We start from the raw sequence: 19,292 nt of genomic DNA on the forward strand, positions 1-19,292 counted from the left end.
CATCTTATGAAAATACTCGCATTAGAAAGTTCCTGTGATGAAACCGCCGCTGCTGTCGTAGAGGACGGCCGCAAAATTCTCTCCAGTGTAGTGGCCTCTCAGGTAGAAGAACATAAACTGTATGGCGGAGTTGTGCCGGAAATTGCCAGCCGCCGCCACTGTGAAGCCGTCGTCCCCGTTACCCAAAAGGCACTGGAGGATGCAAACCTGACGCTGGCCGACGTGGACGCCATCGGTGTCACCTATGCACCGGGACTTATCGGCGCACTGCTGGTCGGCGTTAACTTTGCAAAAGGGCTTGCCATGGCTTCCGGCAAACCGCTGGTGCCGGTGCACCACCTGCGCGGGCACGTCGCCGCCAACTATCTGACCAGCCCAGAGCTGACGCCGCCGTTTCTGTGTCTGGTGGTTTCCGGCGGGCACACACACATTGTACAGGTCGCGGACTACACCAAAATTACCGTTCTGGGCCAAACACGCGACGATGCCGCCGGCGAAGCCTTCGATAAAGCCGCGCGTGCCATGGGCATGCCTTACCCCGGCGGCATTGAGCTGGACGAAACCGCCGAGGGCGGCGACGAAAAGGCTTTTCACCTGCCGCGCCCACATGTGGACGGCTCCCTCTACGATTTCAGCTTTTCCGGCCTGAAAACCGCGGTCATTAACCTGATTCACAACGCGGACCAGCGTGGCGAAACGCTGTCCATTCCGGACCTTGCCGCTTCATACCGCTGTGCTGTTGTGGACTGTTTGGAGTGCAACTTCGTCCGTGCCGCCGAGGACACCGGCGCCAAAACGCTGGTACTGGCGGGCGGTGTCAGCGCAAACCGCCTTCTGCGCCGCCGCCTGACACACACCTGTGCGGAACGCGGCTGGGGCTTTTTCTGCCCGGCCCTGCCGCTGTGCGGAGACAACGCCGCTATGATTGGCTCCCAGGCTTATTATGAATTTTTAGCTGGACATACCGCCGGAAATGACTTGAATGCGCGCCCCGAAATGCCCATGGAAGAAAATAATTGAAAGAAAAATTTTCAAAAAATTCATATTGACTCCTTGCTTCCTGCTGTGTTCTGTACTATAATCATTGGTAAACGACTGTTTAACAGCTTTGTGAATTGTTATTGGGTTGGAAGGAGAGCATTTGTATGACAAATAATCAATCTGTACTGAGTTGGCTCCAAAAAGTGAAGGACCTAGTTAAACCGGCGGACGTCATGTGGATAGACGGCACAGAGGAACAGCTGGAAATGCTGCGGAAAACAGCTGTTCAAACCGGGGAAATGATTAAGCTGAATCAGGAAAAGATGCCCGGCTGCTACCTGCACCGTACAGCGGAAAACGATGTGGCCCGTGTGGAGGGCCGCACCTTTATCTGCTCCCGCAAAGAGGAGGACGCCGGCCCTACCAACCACTGGATGGACCCGCAGAAGTGCTACAAAATGCTGTTTGATATTGCGCGCGGCAGTTACGCCGGCCGCACTATGTATATCATTCCTTACTCCATGGGACCTGTTGGTTCTCCGTTTGCAAAGGTCGGTGTGGAAGTCACCGACTCTATTTATGTCGTTTTGAATATGTCCATTATGACCCGTGTGGGAAATAAAATTTGGGACGTACTGGGTGACAGCAATGACTGGGTACGCGGTCTGCACTGCAAGTGCAATGTTGACCCGGACAAACGCTACATCTGCCAGTTCCCAGAGGACAACACCATTATCTCCGTTAACTCTGCCTACGGCGGCAACGTTCTGCTGGGCAAAAAATGCTTTGCACTGCGCATTGCCTCTTATCAGGGCAAACAGGAAGGCTGGATGGCAGAACATATGCTGATTCTCGGCATCCAGAACCCCAAGGGCGAAATCAAATATGTTTCGGCAGCGTTCCCGTCCGGCTGCGGCAAAACAAACCTTGCCATGCTCATTCCGCCGGAGGGTTTCCGCAAAAAAGGCTATAAAATCTTTACCGTCGGCGATGACATTGCGTGGATGCGCATTGGTCCGGACGGCCGTCTGTGGGCTATCAACCCGGAAAACGGATTCTTCGGCATTGCCCCCGGCACCAATAATAAATCCAACCCCAACGCCCTCGCAACTACCCGCAAAGGCACCATCTTCACCAACGTTGCGCTCAATAAAGACGACAACACTGTTTGGTGGGAAGGTTTGGACAAAAATCCGCCGGAGAACGGCGTAGACTGGAAGGGCCGCCCGTGGAACGGAAAAACCAGCAAGGAAAAGGGCGCACACCCCAACAGCCGCTTTACTGCGCCGGCAAAGAACTGTCCCTGCATCAGCCCTGAATTTGATAAGGGAACCGGTGTTCCGATTTCTGCCATCATCTTCGGCGGCCGCCGCGCCCAGACAACACCTTTAGTGTACCAGTCCCGCGGCTGGAACAACGGCGTATTCGTCGGTTCCATTATGGCCTCCGAAACCACCGCAGCCGCCAGCGGTGCCGTTGGTGTGGTCCGGCGTGACCCCATGGCCATGCTGCCATTCTGCGGCTATAACATGGGCGACTACTTTGCGCACTGGATTGAAATGGGCAAGAAGCTAGGCGACAAGGCGCCAAAGATTTTCAACGTCAACTGGTTCCGTCTGGACAAGGACGGGAACTTCCTGTGGCCGGGCTTCGGCGACAATCTGCGTGTACTGGATTGGATTCTTGACCGTTGCGACGGCAAGGCTAATTCTGTGGAAACACCAATCGGCTATGTTCCAACACCAGAAGACATCGACATGACCGGTCTGGAGGACGCTGTCAGCCCGGAAACCATGAAAGATATTCTGACTGTCGATAAGGACCAGTGGCGGAAAGAAGCCGACGCAATCACCGAACACTACAAAAAGTTCGGCAACAGACTGCCGAAGGAGCTATCCGCTGAGCTGGCGGCCTTAAAACAGCGCCTGCAGTAAAAGCTCCCTTCTGTGCGAAAAACAGCATATCCCGCAAATTGAGCCGCGGCAAAAAGCCGCGGCTTTTTGCATCTTTTTCTGCCGCATGGTATACTAACGAACAGGATTGTAAAGGGAGGAAACACTATGCCCCGTTTTTTCATTTCCCCGCTGACTGGCACCCAGGCCACTCTGACCGGCGAGGACGCACGCCATATTTCCAGAAGTCTGCGAATGCACCCCGGCGAAGCGCTGACACTGTGCGACGGCATGGGCCACGACTATCAGGGAGAAATTACAGAAGTTACCCCGGACATCGTATCGGTTCATATCCTTTCTGCCGCGAATAATCAGACCGAGCCGAGCGTTCATGTTACCCTGTATCAGGGAATCCCCAAAAGTACAAAAATGGATTTTATCGTACAGAAAGCGGTGGAACTCGGCGTTTTCCGCGTGGTCCCCACGCTGACTTCCCGCTGCGTTTCCCGACCGGACGGCAAAACTTCCGCAAAAAAAGTGCAGCGCTGGCAGAAAATCGCCTGCGAAGCGGCCAAACAGAGCGGCCGCGGCATTTTGCCGGAGGTTGCCCCCTGCATTTCCCTTCAGCAGGCGGTATGCACCGCACCGGGGAAATGTCTGCTGTTTTATGAGGGCGGCGGTGTTTCTCTGACCGACGCTGTCAATCGGGTCGATTCGGAAATCAGCATCTTTATTGGTCCGGAGGGCGGCTTTTCCACAGAGGAAGTGCGCCTTGTGCAGGACGCGGGCGGCCAAGCCGCTACCCTTGGGCCGCGTATTCTGCGCACAGAAACAGCACCACTTGCCGCGCTGACGGCAGTTATGCTGCTGACTGGAAATATGTAAAAGTTATGCACAGTTTCTATGTATGTCTGCGCACTTTCAGGAATAAAACATAGGGAGGTCTTTTGCAGGATGGAAACTGCACTGGTCACTGGCGGAAGCCGCGGTATCGGCGCGGCGGTCTGCCGCCGTCTTGCCGCAGAGGGCTGCCGCGTTATTGTAAATTACCACACACACAAGGAAGACGCGGAAAAATTGGCCGAAGAAATCGGAGGGCTGGCCGTGCAAGCGGACGTTGCCGACCGTGCCGCCTGCGAAAATTTATTTGAGCAGGCTGGCAACGTTGATATTCTTGTCAACAACGCCGGCGTTGCCCAGCAAAAACTTTTTACAGACATTACCGAAGAGGAGTGGAACCGTCTGTTCGCTGTAGATGTGAGCGGCGTGTTTCACTGCTGTCAGCTTGCCCTGCCATACATGATTCATGTTAAGCGCGGCAGCATCATCAACATCTCCTCCATGTGGGGACAGACCGGCGGTTCCTGTGAAGTGCACTATTCCGCGGCAAAGGCTGCTGTCATCGGTCTGACAAAAGCACTGGCAAAGGAGCTTGGTCCCAGCCACATTCGTGTCAATTGCATTGCGCCCGGCGTTATCGATACGGAAATGAATGCCATGCACGGCCCGCAGGTCCTGCAGGAATTGGCGGAGGATACCCCTCTGGAACGACTGGGGGCACCGGAAGACATTGCCGCTGCCGCCGCTTTTCTTGCTGGAAAGGACGCTTCTTTCATCACCGGACAGGTGCTCAGCGTAAACGGCGGATTTGTTATATAATATATATCGGTTTGTTAACAATTCTGAAAAGATACGGTCGTAAAAACTACAAATTTGATAAATCGTGTAAAAACTATGTTAACCTCATTGAAGCACTTCCTGAAGAATGTTAGAATGAAACTATTGATGAGTTCTTACAGAGGTGTAAAACAGATTTGAAGCGTATATGGGCACTTTTGTGCTGCATTATCCTGCTGGTGAGTTCTTTAGCCGGATGCGGCACCCCGAAAAATGCAAATAAAAATATCCGTGTATGGCTGACCGAAGAGCCGTCTACACTGGACCCCCAGGTCGCACAGGGCAGCGGCGCAGCGACCGTTATTTCTGCCCTGTACGAGGGCCTTTGCCGGCTGGACGCAAACGGAAAGGCGGTTCCCGGCGCGGCAGAATCGTGGCAGGCAGACAGCACAAACACCGAGTTCACCTTTCACCTGCGCAGCAATGCTGTCTGGAACGGCAATGTAAAGGCTTTGACCGGCGAAAACACGAAGGATACGACTCCTACCCCATTGACCGCAAGCGACTTTGTCTTTGCGTGGCAGCGTGCGCTGGAGCCCGCCACCGCATCGCCTTCCTGCACCTCTATGATGTGTATTGAAAACGCAGCACAGATTCACACTGGTTCGCTTTCGGCAGATAACCTAGGTGTAACAGCAAAGGACAGTCATACCCTAGTGGTGCATCTGCGCTACTCCTGCCCGGAGTTCCCGCAGCTGACAGCACAAAGCGTTTTTATGCCCTGCAACCAGGCCTTTTTCACCTATGCCTCCGGCCGATACGGCATGGACCGCGCAACCATTCTGGGGAATGGACCGTTCAGCATTCCGAACTATGGCTGGAATCATGACCAGGACCTAGCACTGAAGCGCACCGATACCTATGTGGGACGCACTGCTGCGCTGCCCGCTTCCATTGCTTTCACCATCGGTGACATTCCCGCTTCCGACACTTCATCGTCCGCGGTATCTGCCGCAGCGGATACCGGCAGCGCCGCTTCCACAACGCTGAACGCGGTGCAGGCACTGACCGGAAACAAACTGGAAATCGCGTCGCTGGACCTTTCGCTGGAATCCACCGCCAAAAAGGCCGGCATGACCGTCACTTCTTTCCAAGACACCACCTGCGGGCTGTGTTTTCACACCGGCGGCACCTTCCAGTCAGCGACGCTGCGGCGAGCCTTCGTCCAAACGCTGAACCGCTCCGCTTTAATGAAACTAATACCAACCGGCACCAGTCAAGCAGAGGGCATTCTGCCGCTGGATATGCAGTTCGGCGGAAAAACCTACCGGACACAGGCGGGCAGTATGTATTTGCAGCAGTCCTCCGCAGCGGCAGCCCAGGGACGCAGCCTGCTGCCAAATGGCAAAAAGATTACACTGCTGTGCACAGACCAAACCAAGGCGTTGGCAAGTGAAATGCTCGCCTGCTGGAACCAAGCGTTCCAGACTTATTTCAGTCTGCATTCTGTCAGCGAAGCCAACCTGCTTTCTTCTGTGAGCAGTGGGAATTACGATATGGCTATTTACCCCTATACCCCCACCTCTTTCGATGCCTGTACCGCTCTCTCTGCCTTTCAAAGCAACCAAAGCGGAAACTTTACACAGTTAAAGGATTCTTCCTATGACCAGCTGCTGCAAAGCACCGGCATTTCTGCCGCTACACTGGCGCAGGCCGAAAAATATTTAAGTGAGAACGCTGTTTTCTACCCATTGTACAGCACCCGCCACGATTATGCGGCGCTCCCCTCCGTTACAGGCGTGGTGTACCGCCCCTTTGGCGGCGGGCTGGACCTGTGCGACGCTGGAATCAATGACTGATATTTGTTCCGCTGATGGAAACGAAAAGGTCCTGTCGGTTTTCCGCCGGCAGGGCCCTTTTCGTTAGTATACCTATATTGATTGGATATTTCATTTGTAAAACTGTGGACATCATATGGAAGTCGTTGTAAAATAAAAAGAAACACATACAGGAGGATTCCGTTTATGACTTATCAAGAACTGCAGGAAAAAGCCCGCGCTGCCTTTGGCGGCAGCTGCCTAGCCTGCCCGGTGTGCAATGGCCTCGGCTGCAAAAACCGAATGCCCGGCCCGGGCGCGAAAGGAACCGGCGACACCTCCGCCCGCAACTACGCGAAGTGGCAGGAAATTCGCATCAATATGGATACCCTGTGCGGCAATGCTCCTGTGGACACGGTCTGCCGCCTGTTCGGCCGTGACTTTCGATATCCATTTTTTGCTGGCCCAGTTGGTGCTGTCAATCTGCACTACTCCGATGTATGTGACGATGTGCGCTACAATGATATTTTGGTTGCCTCCTGCGCGGAAAACGGCATTGCCGCCTTCACCGGCGATGGCACGAACCCCAAAGTCATGCAGGCTGCAACAGCAGCCGTACGCAAAGCGGACGGCGTAGGCGTGCCCACCGTAAAGCCGTGGAATATCGACACCATTCGTGAAAAAATGGAGCTTGTCAAAGCCTCCGGCTGCTTTGCCGTAGCCATGGATGTGGACGCAGCCGGTCTGCCGTTTCTCAAAAACCAGACACCACCGGCCGGCAGCAAAAGTGTTCCGGAACTGCACGACATTATTGCCCTAACCGAGGGCAAACCGTTTATCGTCAAAGGCATTATGACTGTCTGCGGCGCGGAAAAGGCGGCTAAAGCAGGTGCTACTGCCATTGTCGTTTCCAACCACGGCGGTCGCGTGCTGGACCAATGTCCCGCCACGGCCGAAGTCCTGCCGGAAATTGCCGCCGCCATGAAAGGCAGCGGTTTGAAAATTTTAATAGACGGTGGCATTCGCAGCGGTGTCGATATCTTTAAGGCATTGGCGTGCGGCGCGGACGCTGTGCTGATTGCCCGCCCGTTTGTAACCGCTGTGTACGGTGGAGCGGCGGAAGGCGTAAAGGTCACGATTGACAAATACGCCGCCGAACTTGCGGACACCATGCAGATGTGCGGCGCACATACGCTGGCGGAAATCACACCTGACATGGTCCGCCTGCCAAAGTAAGTGTAACAGCAAAAAGCCTGCCGCTCTTTTAGAGCGTGCAGGCTTTTTACGGTCTTGTTTAAGATTTTTACGCCTTCAGCTGTAGAAAATCGTCCCCTACTTTCACATTGCCTGATGCTGCTAACTGTACAGACTGATAATCGTCCGTATTACAGACAATAACCGGCGTCGTTGTCTGATAGCCTGCGGCTTTGACTGCTTCCAGGTCAAAGGTTACCAGCAAATCACCTTTATGGACTTTTTCATCTTTACGAACATGATATTCATAATATTTGCCATCAAGTTTGACGGTATCAATGCCTATGTGCATCAATACTTCTGCACCGTCGTCTGTGGTCATGCCAACCGCATGCTTTGTATCGAACAAAGTAGAAATTGTACCATCTGCCGGTGCATACAGGCAGCCATCTGCTGGTTCAATCGCAGCGCCTTTGCCAAGGACACAGCTTGCAAATGCCTCATCGTTTACCTTTTCTATCGGCGTAGCGGTGCCATTCATGCATGCGCTAAGCATCACATCTTTCTTTTTGGTACCAGAAACTTTTTCCGCTTTCGCAGCAACGGGCGATGCAACAGCATCTGGCTGGTCAGATTCTGGTGTATCCATATAGTCTTCCAGCTTGGACTTAATAACGGATACCTGTGGTCCATAAACGACCTGAATGCCGTCTCCCCTGCAAATAACACCGGACGCTCCGCTCTGTTTCAGCAGGGACTGGTCCACTTTGCTGCTGTCCGAAACGGTCACACGCAGGCGTGTTGCACAGCTGTCCAAATCGACAAGATTCGTTTTCCCACCAAGGCCGCGCAGAATCAGTGCACTGACAGCGTCACCGCCGGACTTTTGAGATTTTCTCTTCTCATCCACATCTGCACGGGTGTAAAGTTTGACTTCTGCATCGTCGTCACGGCCCGGTGTTTTATAGTTGAATTTCCGAATCATGAACCGGAAAAGGAAGTAATACAGGAAGAAATAAGCGATACCAATAATAATTACCCAAATCCAATGTGTTTTGGCATTTCCCTGCATAATTCCGAACAGTGTCAAATCAATCAGTCCGCCGGAAAAAGTCATTCCGACACCAACATTCAGTATGTGCATCAACATATAGGAAGCACCTGCCAGTACACAGTGAACTGCATACAGCGGCGTTGCTACAAACAGGAAAGTAAACTCGATTGGTTCTGTAATGCCTGTCAGCATAGATGTGAGCGCTGCGGAAAGAAGCAGTCCTCCTACTTCCTTCCGTTTATCTTTGCGGGCACATTTGTACATGGCAAGCGCCGCACCAGGTAACCCAAAAATCATAAGCGGGAATTTTCCGGACATAAAGCGCGTCGCGGAAACGGAAAACTGTTGTGTTGACTTAGAAACAAGCTCTGCAAAGAAAATATTCTGAGCACCAGAAACGACATTGCCGTCAATGGTAGCTGTGCCGCCGACAGCTGTCTGCCAGAACGGCAGGTAAAATACATGATGCAAACCAAACGGAATTAAAGCGCGCTCAATCACACCATAAATCCATGTCCCGAGATAGCCGGAACCTAACACCAAACTGCCAAGCGCGGCAATTCCAGTCTGGATAATGGGCCAGACAAAGAACATCAATATGCCGACAAGCAAAAATGTAACAGATGAAATAATCGGTATAAAATGAGTGCCGCCAAAGAAAGACAGTACCTGTGGCAGCTGAATCTCATAGAAACGGTTATGCAGAGCGGCAACACCAAGACCAACAATAATACCGCCGAAAACACCCATCTGCAAAGTAGTAATACCCAATACAGAAATAGTTGAGTTGGCCGGCATTGCACTGACACCGCCTTTGGCCGTAATCAGTGTGCTAATCGCTGTGTTCATAATCAAATAAGCAACTGCACTGGAAAGGGCCGCAACGGCCTTCTCTTTTTTTGCCATACCGATAGAAACACCAATTGCAAACAGCAGCGGCAGGTTATTAAATACTGCACTTCCTGTTTTGCTCATGATATCCAGTATGGTGTAGAGAGCACCGCCTTTGTATATCACATGGCTAAGGCCATAGGCCGCCAACATGGTTTCGTTTGTAAAAGAACTGCCGATTCCCAGCAGCAAACCTGCGATTGGGAGCAGTGCAAGCGGCAGCATAAAGGACCTGCCAACCCGCTGCAGAACTCCAAAGACTTTGTGTTCTTTCTTCATTCGTAAAACTCCTTCCCTAATAATACATAGATTTGAAATTTTTATTCTTCCTACCCTTTTTCAGCTGGCCGGACCGAAAAAGGACATATAAAAAACCCATATCTCACAGAATACAAGTGTAATCTTGTATCCTGTAAAATATGGGTTTAGCCCGACATGGTAACTATCCCAAAAGAATATAAATTGTATCTAATCAGAATGTTGTTCTGATAAATTAACTCGTTTTAGATGAATGGCCATAAAAAGGATTTCTTCATCGGAAACCTTTTTATGCCAGACATTTTCAGCATAAGCTGCAACTGTCTCCGCACATTGATAATGTTCTTTGCAGTTACGTGCAATCAGTGACCGAAACTTCTTGTCATACTCTTCTTTGCCGCTGTCCTGTCCGTTTTGGAACAGCCGCTGTGCAAAAAAGCGAAGATGCACTGCCAGACGACTGAATGCCAGTGAAGTATGGTCAAATTTTTTTCCATAATAAGACTCAATGACTTTTATGCACCCGTCTACAAATCGGGTAATGTCATTCATCACACTCATAGAGGTATTCAGTTCCGCATTGACAATATGCAGTGCAATAAAGCCTGCTTCATCTTCCGGCAGAGAAACTGACAGCTTTTCCTTTATGCGTTTGATGCAATATCTTCCCATTTTAAACTCTTCCGGATAGCATTCCCGGATTGGTTCCAGAAGTGGGTTTTTATAAAGCAGCCCCTGTTTCTGCCGCTTAATGGCAAAGTTGATATGGTCAGCTAATGTAATCAAAAGGCTTTCGTTCAGAGGATAGGAAATTCTTTTGCGAATCTCCCCCACCAGCTCATCTGTTAGGAGAAAATGTTCATATGGAATTTGCTCCAGCAAATCAAGCAGCTTCTGCTGAACGGTAGGGTTGGTCATACGATATGTCTTTTGTACAGAAGCAGAATCGACCTGTTCACCAACCTTGTGCCCAAATCCCAATCCACGACCTGTAACAATCATTTCACTGCCATCCGCGTCGGTCACACACAGGATATTATTATTGATGACCTTTTTAATGCGAAAGCGCATAAGCACAGCCTTCCCTGAAAATAGCGCCTGGCGCTGCTGAAAAGTTACTGCGGCGCTCTTGCTCTTTGATTATTTATATTATCACAGTTTATAGATATATGTCAATGATTTTTTGATAAAATTGCCAAACCTATGTAAAAGCGCACCTTCGACCATTTTGTATGCATATAATGTTTTCTCTGTATTTTTCTAAATGCGAATTGTTATTTATAATTTTATCAAAAAAGACTGCAATCTCCTAATTTGAAGCAAAAAGATACCCGGTTAGTTCGACGTAACAATTAGATTATGAACATCGATGTACTGGCAATTCATTTGATATCCATCATTTTCCCATATTTGTTCTCTTTTTAACGTATCTAGCTATACTGTGAGGTAACAATCAGTCAGAGCTATATTAATTCCCTTTTTTACTTTTCCACCCGCCAATGCGGGGGCGTATCCGGACAAGGTTTGTAGCTTTGACCGTCCGCATTTCTACAAAACAGCCGCACAGCCGGCACATGCCATTTGGCAGATTCTAACACCTGCGACAAGCGTCCAGATACTCATGAACAGTTGCGTACAGTTTCTTTTCCGTTGTCATATCCTCCAGCGGGCATCTCCTGCAAGGCGGACGGTCCAAATTATTCATTCTGCGGGGTCTACCTTTCCTGCCCACAGGCAGTTCTTCTGGGGGAATCATACTATAAAACCGCTGGTTGCGCAAGGCAAAACAAAAGCAGGGCTTTTCCCTGCTTGAGAGAAAGTGAATTGACCCCAAAAAGTTAGACAATATTTTAAATCAAGCAACCGAAAGGGCTTGTTGCCTATGTAAAGCGGGCGGCAAACCCTTAAGTTTTGCTTTGATACGGCGGTTGTTGTAGTAATCCAGATAGTTTACGAGTTCGTCCTTGAACTGGTCGATTGAGTCGAATTCCTGCAAATACAGCAGTTCACTTTTAAGCAAGCCAAAGAAATTTTCCATTACAGCGTTATCAAGGCAGTTCCCTTTGCGGCTCATGCTTTGTTGAATTCCTTTCTCGGCAAGCACTTTTCGATACCGCTTGTGTTGGTACTGCCAGCCTTGATCGGAGTGGAGAATAAGTTGTGTACCATCGGGAATTTTCTCAAATGCTTTGTCCAGCATTTCCGTTACCATCGACAAAACCGGCCTGTCCGAAATGGTGTAGCTGACAATATCCCTGCTGCACAAATCCAGAATCGGTGACAAATACACTTTCTGCCCGAACAGGCTAAATTCGGTCACATCGGTTACCCGTTTCTGATTTGGTGTCGTTGCTTCAAAGTCCCGTTTCAGCAGATTTGGAGCAATTTTACCCACCTCACCCTTGTAAGAACGATATTTCTTCATTCTCACTCGGCATACGAGTCCAAGCTGCTTCATTAACCTCTGGACGGTTTTGTGATTGATGCAGTATCCTCTACTGTGCAGAATATCTGTGATACGGCGATAACCATAGCGCCCCTTGTTTTCATGGTAGATTTCAGTGATCTGTTCTTTGATTTCGCTGTATTTATCCGGTTGCATTCTACGCTTGGCATAGTAGTAATAGGTTGATCGCGGCAAACCGGATACTTCAATTAGTAGTGAAATCTTGTGTTTATGCCTTAGTTCCCAGATCACTTGCGCCTTTTGTCGCGGCGTTCCTCTTCCAAAACCAAGGCATTCAATTTTTTTAAGTGATCTACCTCTGCACGCAGCCGTTGGTTTTCTGCAATCAAATCTTCTTCTACCTTTTTGTTCAGCTTTGGGTTGCGATCTTTCTGAGTGCCGCTTGCAGCACTGGCTCGACCACGGCGTTCCACATATAGCCCTTCTGGTCCTTCTTCCAGATAAATTCGTTCCCATTGAGCAACGCTTTTATGGTCAGACACGTGAAACTGCCGCGCTGCTTCACTGTAACTGAGTTTCTCTGTTTGCATAGCTTCTACAACCTGCTGTTTGAATTCTCCTGTGTATCGTTTCTTTGCTTTACCTTTTGGCATAAAAACACCCCATTTGTTTTCAGTATATCATACTGTCTAACAAATGGGGTGCAGTTCAGATTCGGCGGAAGTTCTAATTCCAACAAAGTAGCAATCCTTGAGGAAGGCATGACCTATACGCCAATTTCCATCAGTCCGGAGCAGGCGCAGTTCCTTGAAACGCGCAAATTCCAGCTGGACAAAATTGCGAGGATTTTCCGCATTCCGCCGCACATGATCGGCGACCTTGAGCACGCGACCTTCTCGAACATTGAGCACCAGAGTCTGGAGTTTGTCACCTATACGTTGGAGCCATGGCTCGTGCGCTGGGAACAATCCATGCAGCGCTCGCTCCTCTCTCCGGAAGAAAAGAAAAGCTACTTTATCCGCTTTAATGTAGACGGGCTCCTGCGGGGAGACTATCAGAGCCGCATGAACGGTTATTCGACCGGCATTCAGAACGGAATTTTTTCCGTGAACGATGTGCGGGAACTTGAGAACATGGATCTCCTTTCCGACGAGGAAGGCGGCAATATCCACGTCCTGAATGGAAACGCGGTCAAGCTCGCGGATGCCGGATCCACATACAATCAAAATTCAAACAAGGAGGATACCGATGGAAAAGAGAAACAAGTTCTGGAGATGGGCAAGAAATAAACTGACCGATTCAGCAAATCCCGGACAGGAAACGGAAGAACGGACGCTGTTCCTTGACGGTACAATCGCGGAAGAGAGCTGGTTTGACGACGACGTCACTCCGGCTCTTTTTAGATCGGAATTGGAAAGCAGCTCCGGTAACATCACTATATGGCTGAACTCTCCGGGCGGCGACTGTTTTGCGGCAGCACAGATTTACAACATGCTCCGCGACTACAAGGGCAAGGTCACAATTAAGATTGACGGTCTTGCGGCTTCCGCGGCAAGCGTCATTGCGATGGCTGGCGACAAAGTTCTGATGTCTCCGGTCTCGATGCTCATGATCCACAATCCGAGCACAGTCGCTATGGGCAGCACTGACGAAATGCAGAAGGCAATCGAAATGCTGGACGAGGTGAAAAACTCCATCGTCAACGCTTACCAGACAAAGACCGGCCTTTCGAGGAATAAACTCAGTAAGCTCATGGATGAAGAGACCTGGATGAATGCCGGGAAAGCGGTCGAACTGCATTTTGCGGACGGTGTGATTGAGAGGAGCTCCCTCTATGGTAGAAAACCGGAAACAGAGCCTGACGAAACACCTGCTGAGGATGAACCGGACGAAAGAAGCACATCAGAAAAGGAATCCGATGAGGTTGAGCCGAAATCCATGCTCTTCTCCCGTTACAGAGCTGCGGCAGCCATGAACAAGAAGCTCTGCGACTACTGCAGGGAACATTCCGAAAAACCGCCTGATAACGAAAAGCAGGCAAAAGTTTACAACACAGGCAGATCGGTCGAAGACCTCGAAAAGCGTCTCGACCTCATGAAACAGTTCATTTAATAGGAGGACAACATCATGAATGTACAGGAATTAATTAATAAGAGAGCCAAGGCGTGGGAAACGGCAAAGGCATTTCTCGAATCCCACCGCAGCAGCGGCGGCATCCTTTCTGAGGAAGACGGAGCCGCCTACGACAAGATGGAAAAGGAAATCACCGGCCTCACAAAGGAAATCGACAGGCTGAACCGCCAAAAGTCTATCGAAGAACAGATGAGCCAGCCGGTCAATATTCCCCTTACCGGGAAGCCAGGTGCCGGAACAGAGAATAAGCCGGAGAAACACGGCAGAGCATCTGACGCCTACGCGAAAGCAATGCTCACAGCCATGCGCAGCGGCTTCCACCAGGTGTCAGACATTCTGCAGGAAGGCACTGACGCGAACGGCGGTTACCTCGTTCCGGAAGAATGGGACTCCCGCCTTATCGACAAACTCACAGAAGAGAACATCTTCCGCAGCCTTGCAACGACCATCACTACGTCCGGCGAACACAAGATCAACATTGCGGGCACAAAACCCGCGGCGGCATGGATTGAGGAAGGCGAAGCGTTGACTTTCGGAGATGCGACGTTCGACCAGATCGTCCTCGATGCACACAAGCTCCACGTGGCCATCAAGGTAACCGAGGAACTGCTTTACGACAACGCCTTCAATCTGGAGAACTACATCATTGACCAGTTCGGCAAAGCGTTCGGCAATGCCGAAGAGGACGCTTTCCTGAACGGCAGCGGAACCGGAAAGCCGACCGGCATCTTTGCGGACAAAGGCGGCGGTGTAACGGCTGTAACCTTAAGTGGTACAAAGCTCGCGACGGATGATATTCTCACCCTGATTTACGCCCTGAAGCGTCCGTACCGTAAGAACGCCTGCTTTATTCTGAATGACTCCACCCTCGCGGCAATCCGCAAACTCAAGGACAACAACCAGGCCTACATCTGGCAGCCGTCCTATCAGGCTGGCGAACCGGACAGGCTTTGCGGATATCCGGTGCGTACTTCCGCTTATGCGCCTGCTCTTGAAGCCGGAAAAGCCGCGATCGCCTTCGGTGATTTCAGCTACTACAACATCGGTGACAGAGGAACCAGAAGTTTTCAGGAACTCCGCGAGCTCTTTGCCGGTAACGGAATGATCGGCTATGTGGCGAAGGAACGTGTCGACGGCAAGCTCGTGCTGCCGGAAGCCGTCCAGATCCTGAAAGCTGGAGCAAGTGCCTGAATCAACTGATTCAAAAGTAGAACAGAGGCGGTGACACATCATGCTGATTACACTGGATGAAGCAAAGCTTTATCTGCATATTGACTCTACAGATGAGGATTCCGTGATAACGGGATTTATAGAAACAGCAGAGAAGCTGTGTATGGACATTGCACGTGTAGACGAAGCAGAACTTCTTGCTTCAAAAGAAACCGCGCGGATTGCGGAACTTTACGCGGTGGCCTATCTGTACGAAAACCGGGAAAACGCGGATTTTGGAGGACTGACTTCCATGCTCCGCACTCTCCTTTTTGGCATCCGCAAAGACACGTTTTAGGAGCGCCTGCCATGAGATACAAAATGCACATCAGTGAACTGCGGACCTTAATCCGCATTCAAAGGAAAGTGGTCACCGGCACAGGTATTCACAAAACGACCGACTGGATTGACCTTGGAAACCTGCTTCCCACTGACCCGCCCCGTTATCTGCGGTGCAAATGGTATCCTTTGGGCGGAACCGAAGCGTGGATTGCCCAGTCCGTCCAGGTGATTGACGCGGCGAATGTTGTCTTGAGGTATAATCCGCTGATTACCGCTTCCTGCAGACTGATCCGCGGCAGTATTGTTTACACCATCATCGACCCGATGGACCCGGACCAGCACCGCGAATGGATAGTTTTTAAAGTCAAGGCTTCTTTAAGCGTTTGATCCTTTCAGAAAGCTTTTGAGCGGTCGTCCATACAGGCGGCCGCTTTTCATATGTAAATGTACAAGGAGGCATATCTCATGAAGGAATTCTGGAATTTCATACAATTTGTGTTTGCCGCCATCGGCGGGTGGCTCGGCTATTTTCTCGGCGGCTGCGACGGCCTGCTTTATGCGCTGCTCCTCTTCGTCATCTGCGACTACATCACCGGCGTCCTGTGTGCAGTTTCGGACAAAAAACTTTCATCCGAGGTCGGTTTCAGGGGAATCTGCCGGAAGGTGCTGATTTTTCTGCTGGTCGGAATCGGAAACGTAATTGACGTGCAGGTTCTCGGCCAGCCGGGCGTGCTCCGGACGGCAATCATCTTCTTTTATCTCTCGAACGAAGGGCTGTCTCTGACAGAGAATGCGGCGCACCTGGGACTTCCGATACCGGAAAAACTCAAGACTGTGCTGAAACAGCTCCATGACCGTGATGAAAAGGAGGACAAGTAACATAGCTGCCATAGAAATTCATGTATCGGTGTGACAGTGCTATATTGATTTCAACAGGGTAAAGGCAAATAACATATTGTACAGCATCTACCTTGCCTGCGAGTGTTCCTTCATCGGAATGCCCGCGGGCTTTTTTTATTTTCTTCCGCTCAAGTCGCTCCTCCATCTCCAGTGAAAAGTGGAGGTGGATAACCGATGGCAGAAGAAGCAAAAACGAATCATACCGGATTCTTTACACAGAAAAAGCTGCAGGGTGATTTTGATTACTACCGCGCCCAGAAAATTGCAGAAATCATGCTTACAAACGATCTGATTTCTCAAGCTGAATTCAACAAATTAACGGACATCAACCGCAGAACTTTCTCTCCTCTGTACGTGGAAATCATGCCGGAAATTGCTTGATAGTTCCGGCAATCAGAGTGATAAATAGACGTACCAGAAGGAGGTGAGTGTATGAAAAAGGTCACAAAAATTGGGGAAAACAAAAAGGTCAATTATAATGGCAGGAAACTTCGCGCAGCTGCTTACTGCCGTGTTTCGACCGATTCTAATGAACAGGCAGAAAGCCTGAAGGCCCAGAAGGAGCACTATGAAAGTTACATCAAGTCGCGCGATGACTGGAAGTTCGCCGGGCTTTATTACGATGAAGGCATCACGGGAACCAAAAAAGAGAAGCGTCCTCAGCTGCGGAAAATGATGGCCGACTGCAAAGCTGGAAAGATTGATTTCATCGTAACCAAATCCATCAGCCGTTTCTCCCGGAATACGGCCGACTGTCTGGAACTGACACGAAAGCTTCTCACGCTGAATATTCCCGTTTACTTTGAAAAGGAGAATATCAAGAACCGCTGAAAGCCCATAAATTCAATGGATTTCGGCGGTTCTTTCTTTAATTTGTCGCTTATTTGTCGCTTAATTCTACAATATGAAATTGAATGGTATTGAAAGAGACAATTAAACATTTAAGAATTAGCCACGGTTGCTAATTCAGGGCCATATAAATCAAACAAGCTCATTTGTCCGGATTCCTTCATTTTGGGTTCGTATTTGTCCCGAACTTCTTGCATAAATTCTCCAATTGCGTCAGGATGATTTTTCAAAAACCATTTCACATGATTCTTTATATATTCCTCGCGAATCTGTGGGTCATTAAGATCATTTGGCACACGTTTCATTCTTTCATCAATACTATCAAACCCATCAAATTTTTCAGAAAGACGTTCTTTTGTCATATCAATATAATCGGGGTTAATGTCTATCCCTATCCCGTTTCTATCTGTTTGTTGGCACACCCTCAAAGCTGTGCCACTCCCTACAAATGGGTCAAGGACAGTATCTCCGGGATCAGATGATGCTAAAATCATGCGTTCAAATAACCCTTCTGGTTTTTGAGTCGGATGTTGTTTCCGATTCTTATTGCAATAATGCATATGAGAAAACTCCCATACATTTCCGGGATTAGCTCCCCGCATATTATTTACGGAACGATAATATTTTTGTGGAACTCTTACATCGTCCAAATGAAAAACAAATTTTTTAGGGTTTTTTGTGAACATTAAAATATCGTCATGCCGCGGAGAAAAGCCTTTTGTTTTTCCTATTCCCTGTGTGTAATACCACGTTATCCAAGAATTGAACGTCATTCCCAAATCTTGCTCAAGAATGGTATAAATGTATGAAATATAGCGCATTCCCATAAATACATACATTGTTCCATCATCTGTAAGAACACGCTTCGCTTCTGTAAGCCATTGACGGGAAAAATCCAAGTATTCATCAAACTTTAATTTATCCTGATTGTTTCCGTAATTCTTATTCAAATTATATGGTGGGTCAGTAGCTATAAGACGTATGCTTTTATCGGGTATTTTTTTTAATTCTTCAATAGCATCCCCACAAATTGTTTTTAATTCTTTATCCATTGATTCTTTTTTGCCTCTCTGTAAAAATCATTAAATGTCCTGCGGGAACTATGCAAATATTTATGGTCAAGAAGCTGGCACATTTCCCATGTAGTTCTGTATTGATATGTCACATAATGAATATCCTTAATTTGAATCTGTCCTGTTCCAAGGGCGGGGTTATAGTTTATATCTGCGTCGCTTATAAATTTCAAGTCATAAGCGTTATAATCAACGACTTCCATAATACCGTCAACAAGACCCGTTTTATTGTTTCTTTCAGAATACACACGATGCTTGATTGAAAGAATAATAAACATAAAATCCGGGTCTTTCACATAAGCCGTTCTGATTCTTGAAAATGAAGTAATATTAGGACCTTTACCACTATTAGGAATATCATTTGCTGTGGCTTTTACATCAACATTTCCGGTTAATACAGATTGACCTTTTCTAAATTGAAGGATAATGTCCGCCATTCCCAAACGCTCTTGTGCTTCAACGTTTATCAAATTGTATTCGTTGTTCTTATCATCTCTAATTCCTGCGAAAACTTCACCCGCCCATGCTTCTATCATCGGTCCGGCAATTTTGTTAATATTTTCCAGTGGCAAACCCAATCGTAAATTTGTGTTCATGATAATCTTATTATCATTTGCCGCTTTTCGTTCGTCCAAGATTGCCGTGATTTGCTGAATTACAAACGCTGAATCCTCGCGATAGGTAGGCGATTCTTTAGGAATTTTGAAAATCAAATCTTCGTACTGCATTGTATTA

At 49.0% G+C, this 19,292-nt stretch carries 19 protein-coding genes and 2 pseudogenes; 14 read left to right on the forward strand and 7 right to left on the reverse strand.

The window, feature by feature from the left end:
- The first annotated feature begins 6 nt into the window (after positions 1 to 6).
- The 6 genes from tsaD (at position 7) to ACIHKT_RS08775 (ending at position 7,543) form a co-directional block, all read left to right on the forward strand.
- Positions 7 to 1,020, forward strand: coding sequence for a tRNA (adenosine(37)-N6)-threonylcarbamoyltransferase complex transferase subunit TsaD (gene tsaD / locus ACIHKT_RS08750; protein ID WP_174192762.1), 1,014 nt, complete (start codon positions 7 to 9; stop codon positions 1,018 to 1,020).
- Between the two features lie 125 nt (positions 1,021 to 1,145).
- Complete coding sequence (locus ACIHKT_RS08755; RefSeq protein ID WP_404352341.1) at positions 1,146 to 2,915, forward strand: phosphoenolpyruvate carboxykinase (GTP); 1,770 nt, start codon at positions 1,146 to 1,148, stop codon at positions 2,913 to 2,915.
- Positions 2,916 to 3,041: 126 nt separating this feature from the next.
- Entirely contained in the window at positions 3,042 to 3,758 is a 717-nt protein-coding gene (locus ACIHKT_RS08760; protein ID WP_086036615.1) for a 16S rRNA (uracil(1498)-N(3))-methyltransferase, read from the forward strand.
- 69 nt (positions 3,759 to 3,827) lie between these two features.
- Complete coding sequence (ymfI, locus tag ACIHKT_RS08765; protein ID WP_086036616.1) at positions 3,828 to 4,532, forward strand: elongation factor P 5-aminopentanone reductase; 705 nt, start codon at positions 3,828 to 3,830, stop codon at positions 4,530 to 4,532.
- A 155-nt stretch (positions 4,533 to 4,687) separates the two neighbouring features.
- Positions 4,688 to 6,349, forward strand: coding sequence for a peptide ABC transporter substrate-binding protein (locus ACIHKT_RS08770; RefSeq protein WP_157658993.1), 1,662 nt, complete (start codon positions 4,688 to 4,690; stop codon positions 6,347 to 6,349).
- A 165-nt stretch (positions 6,350 to 6,514) separates the two neighbouring features.
- Complete coding sequence (locus ACIHKT_RS08775) at positions 6,515 to 7,543, forward strand: alpha-hydroxy-acid oxidizing protein (RefSeq protein ID WP_086036618.1); 1,029 nt, start codon at positions 6,515 to 6,517, stop codon at positions 7,541 to 7,543.
- Positions 7,544 to 7,610: 67 nt separating this feature from the next.
- Here the strand turns inward: ACIHKT_RS08775 and ACIHKT_RS08780 are convergent, their stop codons facing one another.
- The 5 genes from ACIHKT_RS08780 to ACIHKT_RS08800 all read right to left on the reverse strand — a co-directional run bounded on the left by ACIHKT_RS08780 (position 7,611) and on the right by ACIHKT_RS08800 (position 12,764).
- A complete protein-coding gene (locus ACIHKT_RS08780; protein WP_086036619.1) occupies positions 7,611 to 9,725 on the reverse strand; it encodes a PTS transporter subunit IIABC in 2,115 nt (704 codons plus the stop codon).
- A gap of 189 nt (positions 9,726 to 9,914) precedes the next feature.
- A complete protein-coding gene (gene licT, locus ACIHKT_RS08785; protein WP_086036620.1) occupies positions 9,915 to 10,775 on the reverse strand; it encodes a BglG family transcription antiterminator LicT in 861 nt (286 codons plus the stop codon).
- 397 nt (positions 10,776 to 11,172) lie between these two features.
- Complete coding sequence (locus tag ACIHKT_RS08790; RefSeq protein WP_404352892.1) at positions 11,173 to 11,292, reverse strand: DUF6171 family protein; 120 nt, start codon at positions 11,290 to 11,292, stop codon at positions 11,173 to 11,175.
- 267 nt (positions 11,293 to 11,559) lie between these two features.
- Complete coding sequence (locus ACIHKT_RS08795) at positions 11,560 to 12,450, reverse strand: IS3 family transposase (RefSeq protein WP_404352894.1); 891 nt, start codon at positions 12,448 to 12,450, stop codon at positions 11,560 to 11,562.
- On the reverse strand, positions 12,399 to 12,764 hold the full coding sequence (locus tag ACIHKT_RS08800; protein WP_404352344.1) for a transposase: 366 nt from the start codon (positions 12,762 to 12,764) through the stop codon (positions 12,399 to 12,401). Before ACIHKT_RS08800 ends, ACIHKT_RS08795 begins: the two co-directional genes overlap by 52 nt.
- 57 nt (positions 12,765 to 12,821) lie before the next feature.
- On the opposite strand from ACIHKT_RS08800, the pseudogene ACIHKT_RS08805 reads away from it, so the two are divergent.
- The 8 genes and pseudogenes from ACIHKT_RS08805 to ACIHKT_RS08840 form a co-directional block, all read left to right on the forward strand.
- Positions 12,822 to 13,400, forward strand: a pseudogene (locus ACIHKT_RS08805) (phage portal protein); the annotation flags it as partial.
- Entirely contained in the window at positions 13,360 to 14,223 is an 864-nt protein-coding gene (locus tag ACIHKT_RS08810) for a head maturation protease, ClpP-related (protein WP_404352346.1), read from the forward strand. The pseudogene ACIHKT_RS08805 and the gene ACIHKT_RS08810, both read left to right, overlap by 41 nt.
- Positions 14,224 to 14,238: 15 nt before the next feature.
- A complete protein-coding gene (locus ACIHKT_RS08815; protein ID WP_404352348.1) occupies positions 14,239 to 15,435 on the forward strand; it encodes a phage major capsid protein in 1,197 nt (398 codons plus the stop codon).
- Positions 15,436 to 15,475: 40 nt separating this feature from the next.
- Positions 15,476 to 15,751: a head-tail connector protein gene (locus ACIHKT_RS08820; protein ID WP_404352350.1), complete on the forward strand. Its 276-nt coding sequence runs from the start codon at positions 15,476 to 15,478 to the stop codon at positions 15,749 to 15,751.
- A gap of 11 nt (positions 15,752 to 15,762) precedes the next feature.
- Positions 15,763 to 16,122: a head-tail adaptor protein gene (locus tag ACIHKT_RS08825; protein ID WP_404352352.1), complete on the forward strand. Its 360-nt coding sequence runs from the start codon at positions 15,763 to 15,765 to the stop codon at positions 16,120 to 16,122.
- A gap of 78 nt (positions 16,123 to 16,200) precedes the next feature.
- Entirely contained in the window at positions 16,201 to 16,614 is a 414-nt protein-coding gene (locus ACIHKT_RS08830) for a holin family protein (protein WP_404352354.1), read from the forward strand.
- 195 nt (positions 16,615 to 16,809) lie between these two features.
- Entirely contained in the window at positions 16,810 to 17,016 is a 207-nt protein-coding gene (locus tag ACIHKT_RS08835) for an SHOCT domain-containing protein (protein ID WP_086036626.1), read from the forward strand.
- Positions 17,017 to 17,067: 51 nt separating this feature from the next.
- Positions 17,068 to 17,454, forward strand: a pseudogene (locus ACIHKT_RS08840) (recombinase family protein); the annotation flags it as partial.
- Between the two features lie 122 nt (positions 17,455 to 17,576).
- Here the strand turns inward: ACIHKT_RS08840 and ACIHKT_RS08845 are convergent.
- A complete protein-coding gene (locus tag ACIHKT_RS08845) occupies positions 17,577 to 18,536 on the reverse strand; it encodes a DNA-methyltransferase (RefSeq protein ID WP_086036628.1) in 960 nt (319 codons plus the stop codon).
- Positions 18,521 to 19,285 (reverse strand): restriction endonuclease, encoded by a 765-nt coding sequence (locus ACIHKT_RS08850; protein WP_086036629.1) that lies wholly within the window; start codon positions 19,283 to 19,285, stop codon positions 18,521 to 18,523. The genes ACIHKT_RS08845 and ACIHKT_RS08850 overlap by 16 nt, the downstream gene beginning before the upstream one ends.
- Positions 19,286 to 19,292 lie beyond the last annotated feature (7 nt).

It is taken from the genome of Caproicibacterium sp. XB2, assembly GCF_044880635.1.
Lineage (GTDB): Bacteria > Bacillota > Clostridia > Oscillospirales > Acutalibacteraceae > Caproicibacterium > Caproicibacterium lactatifermentans.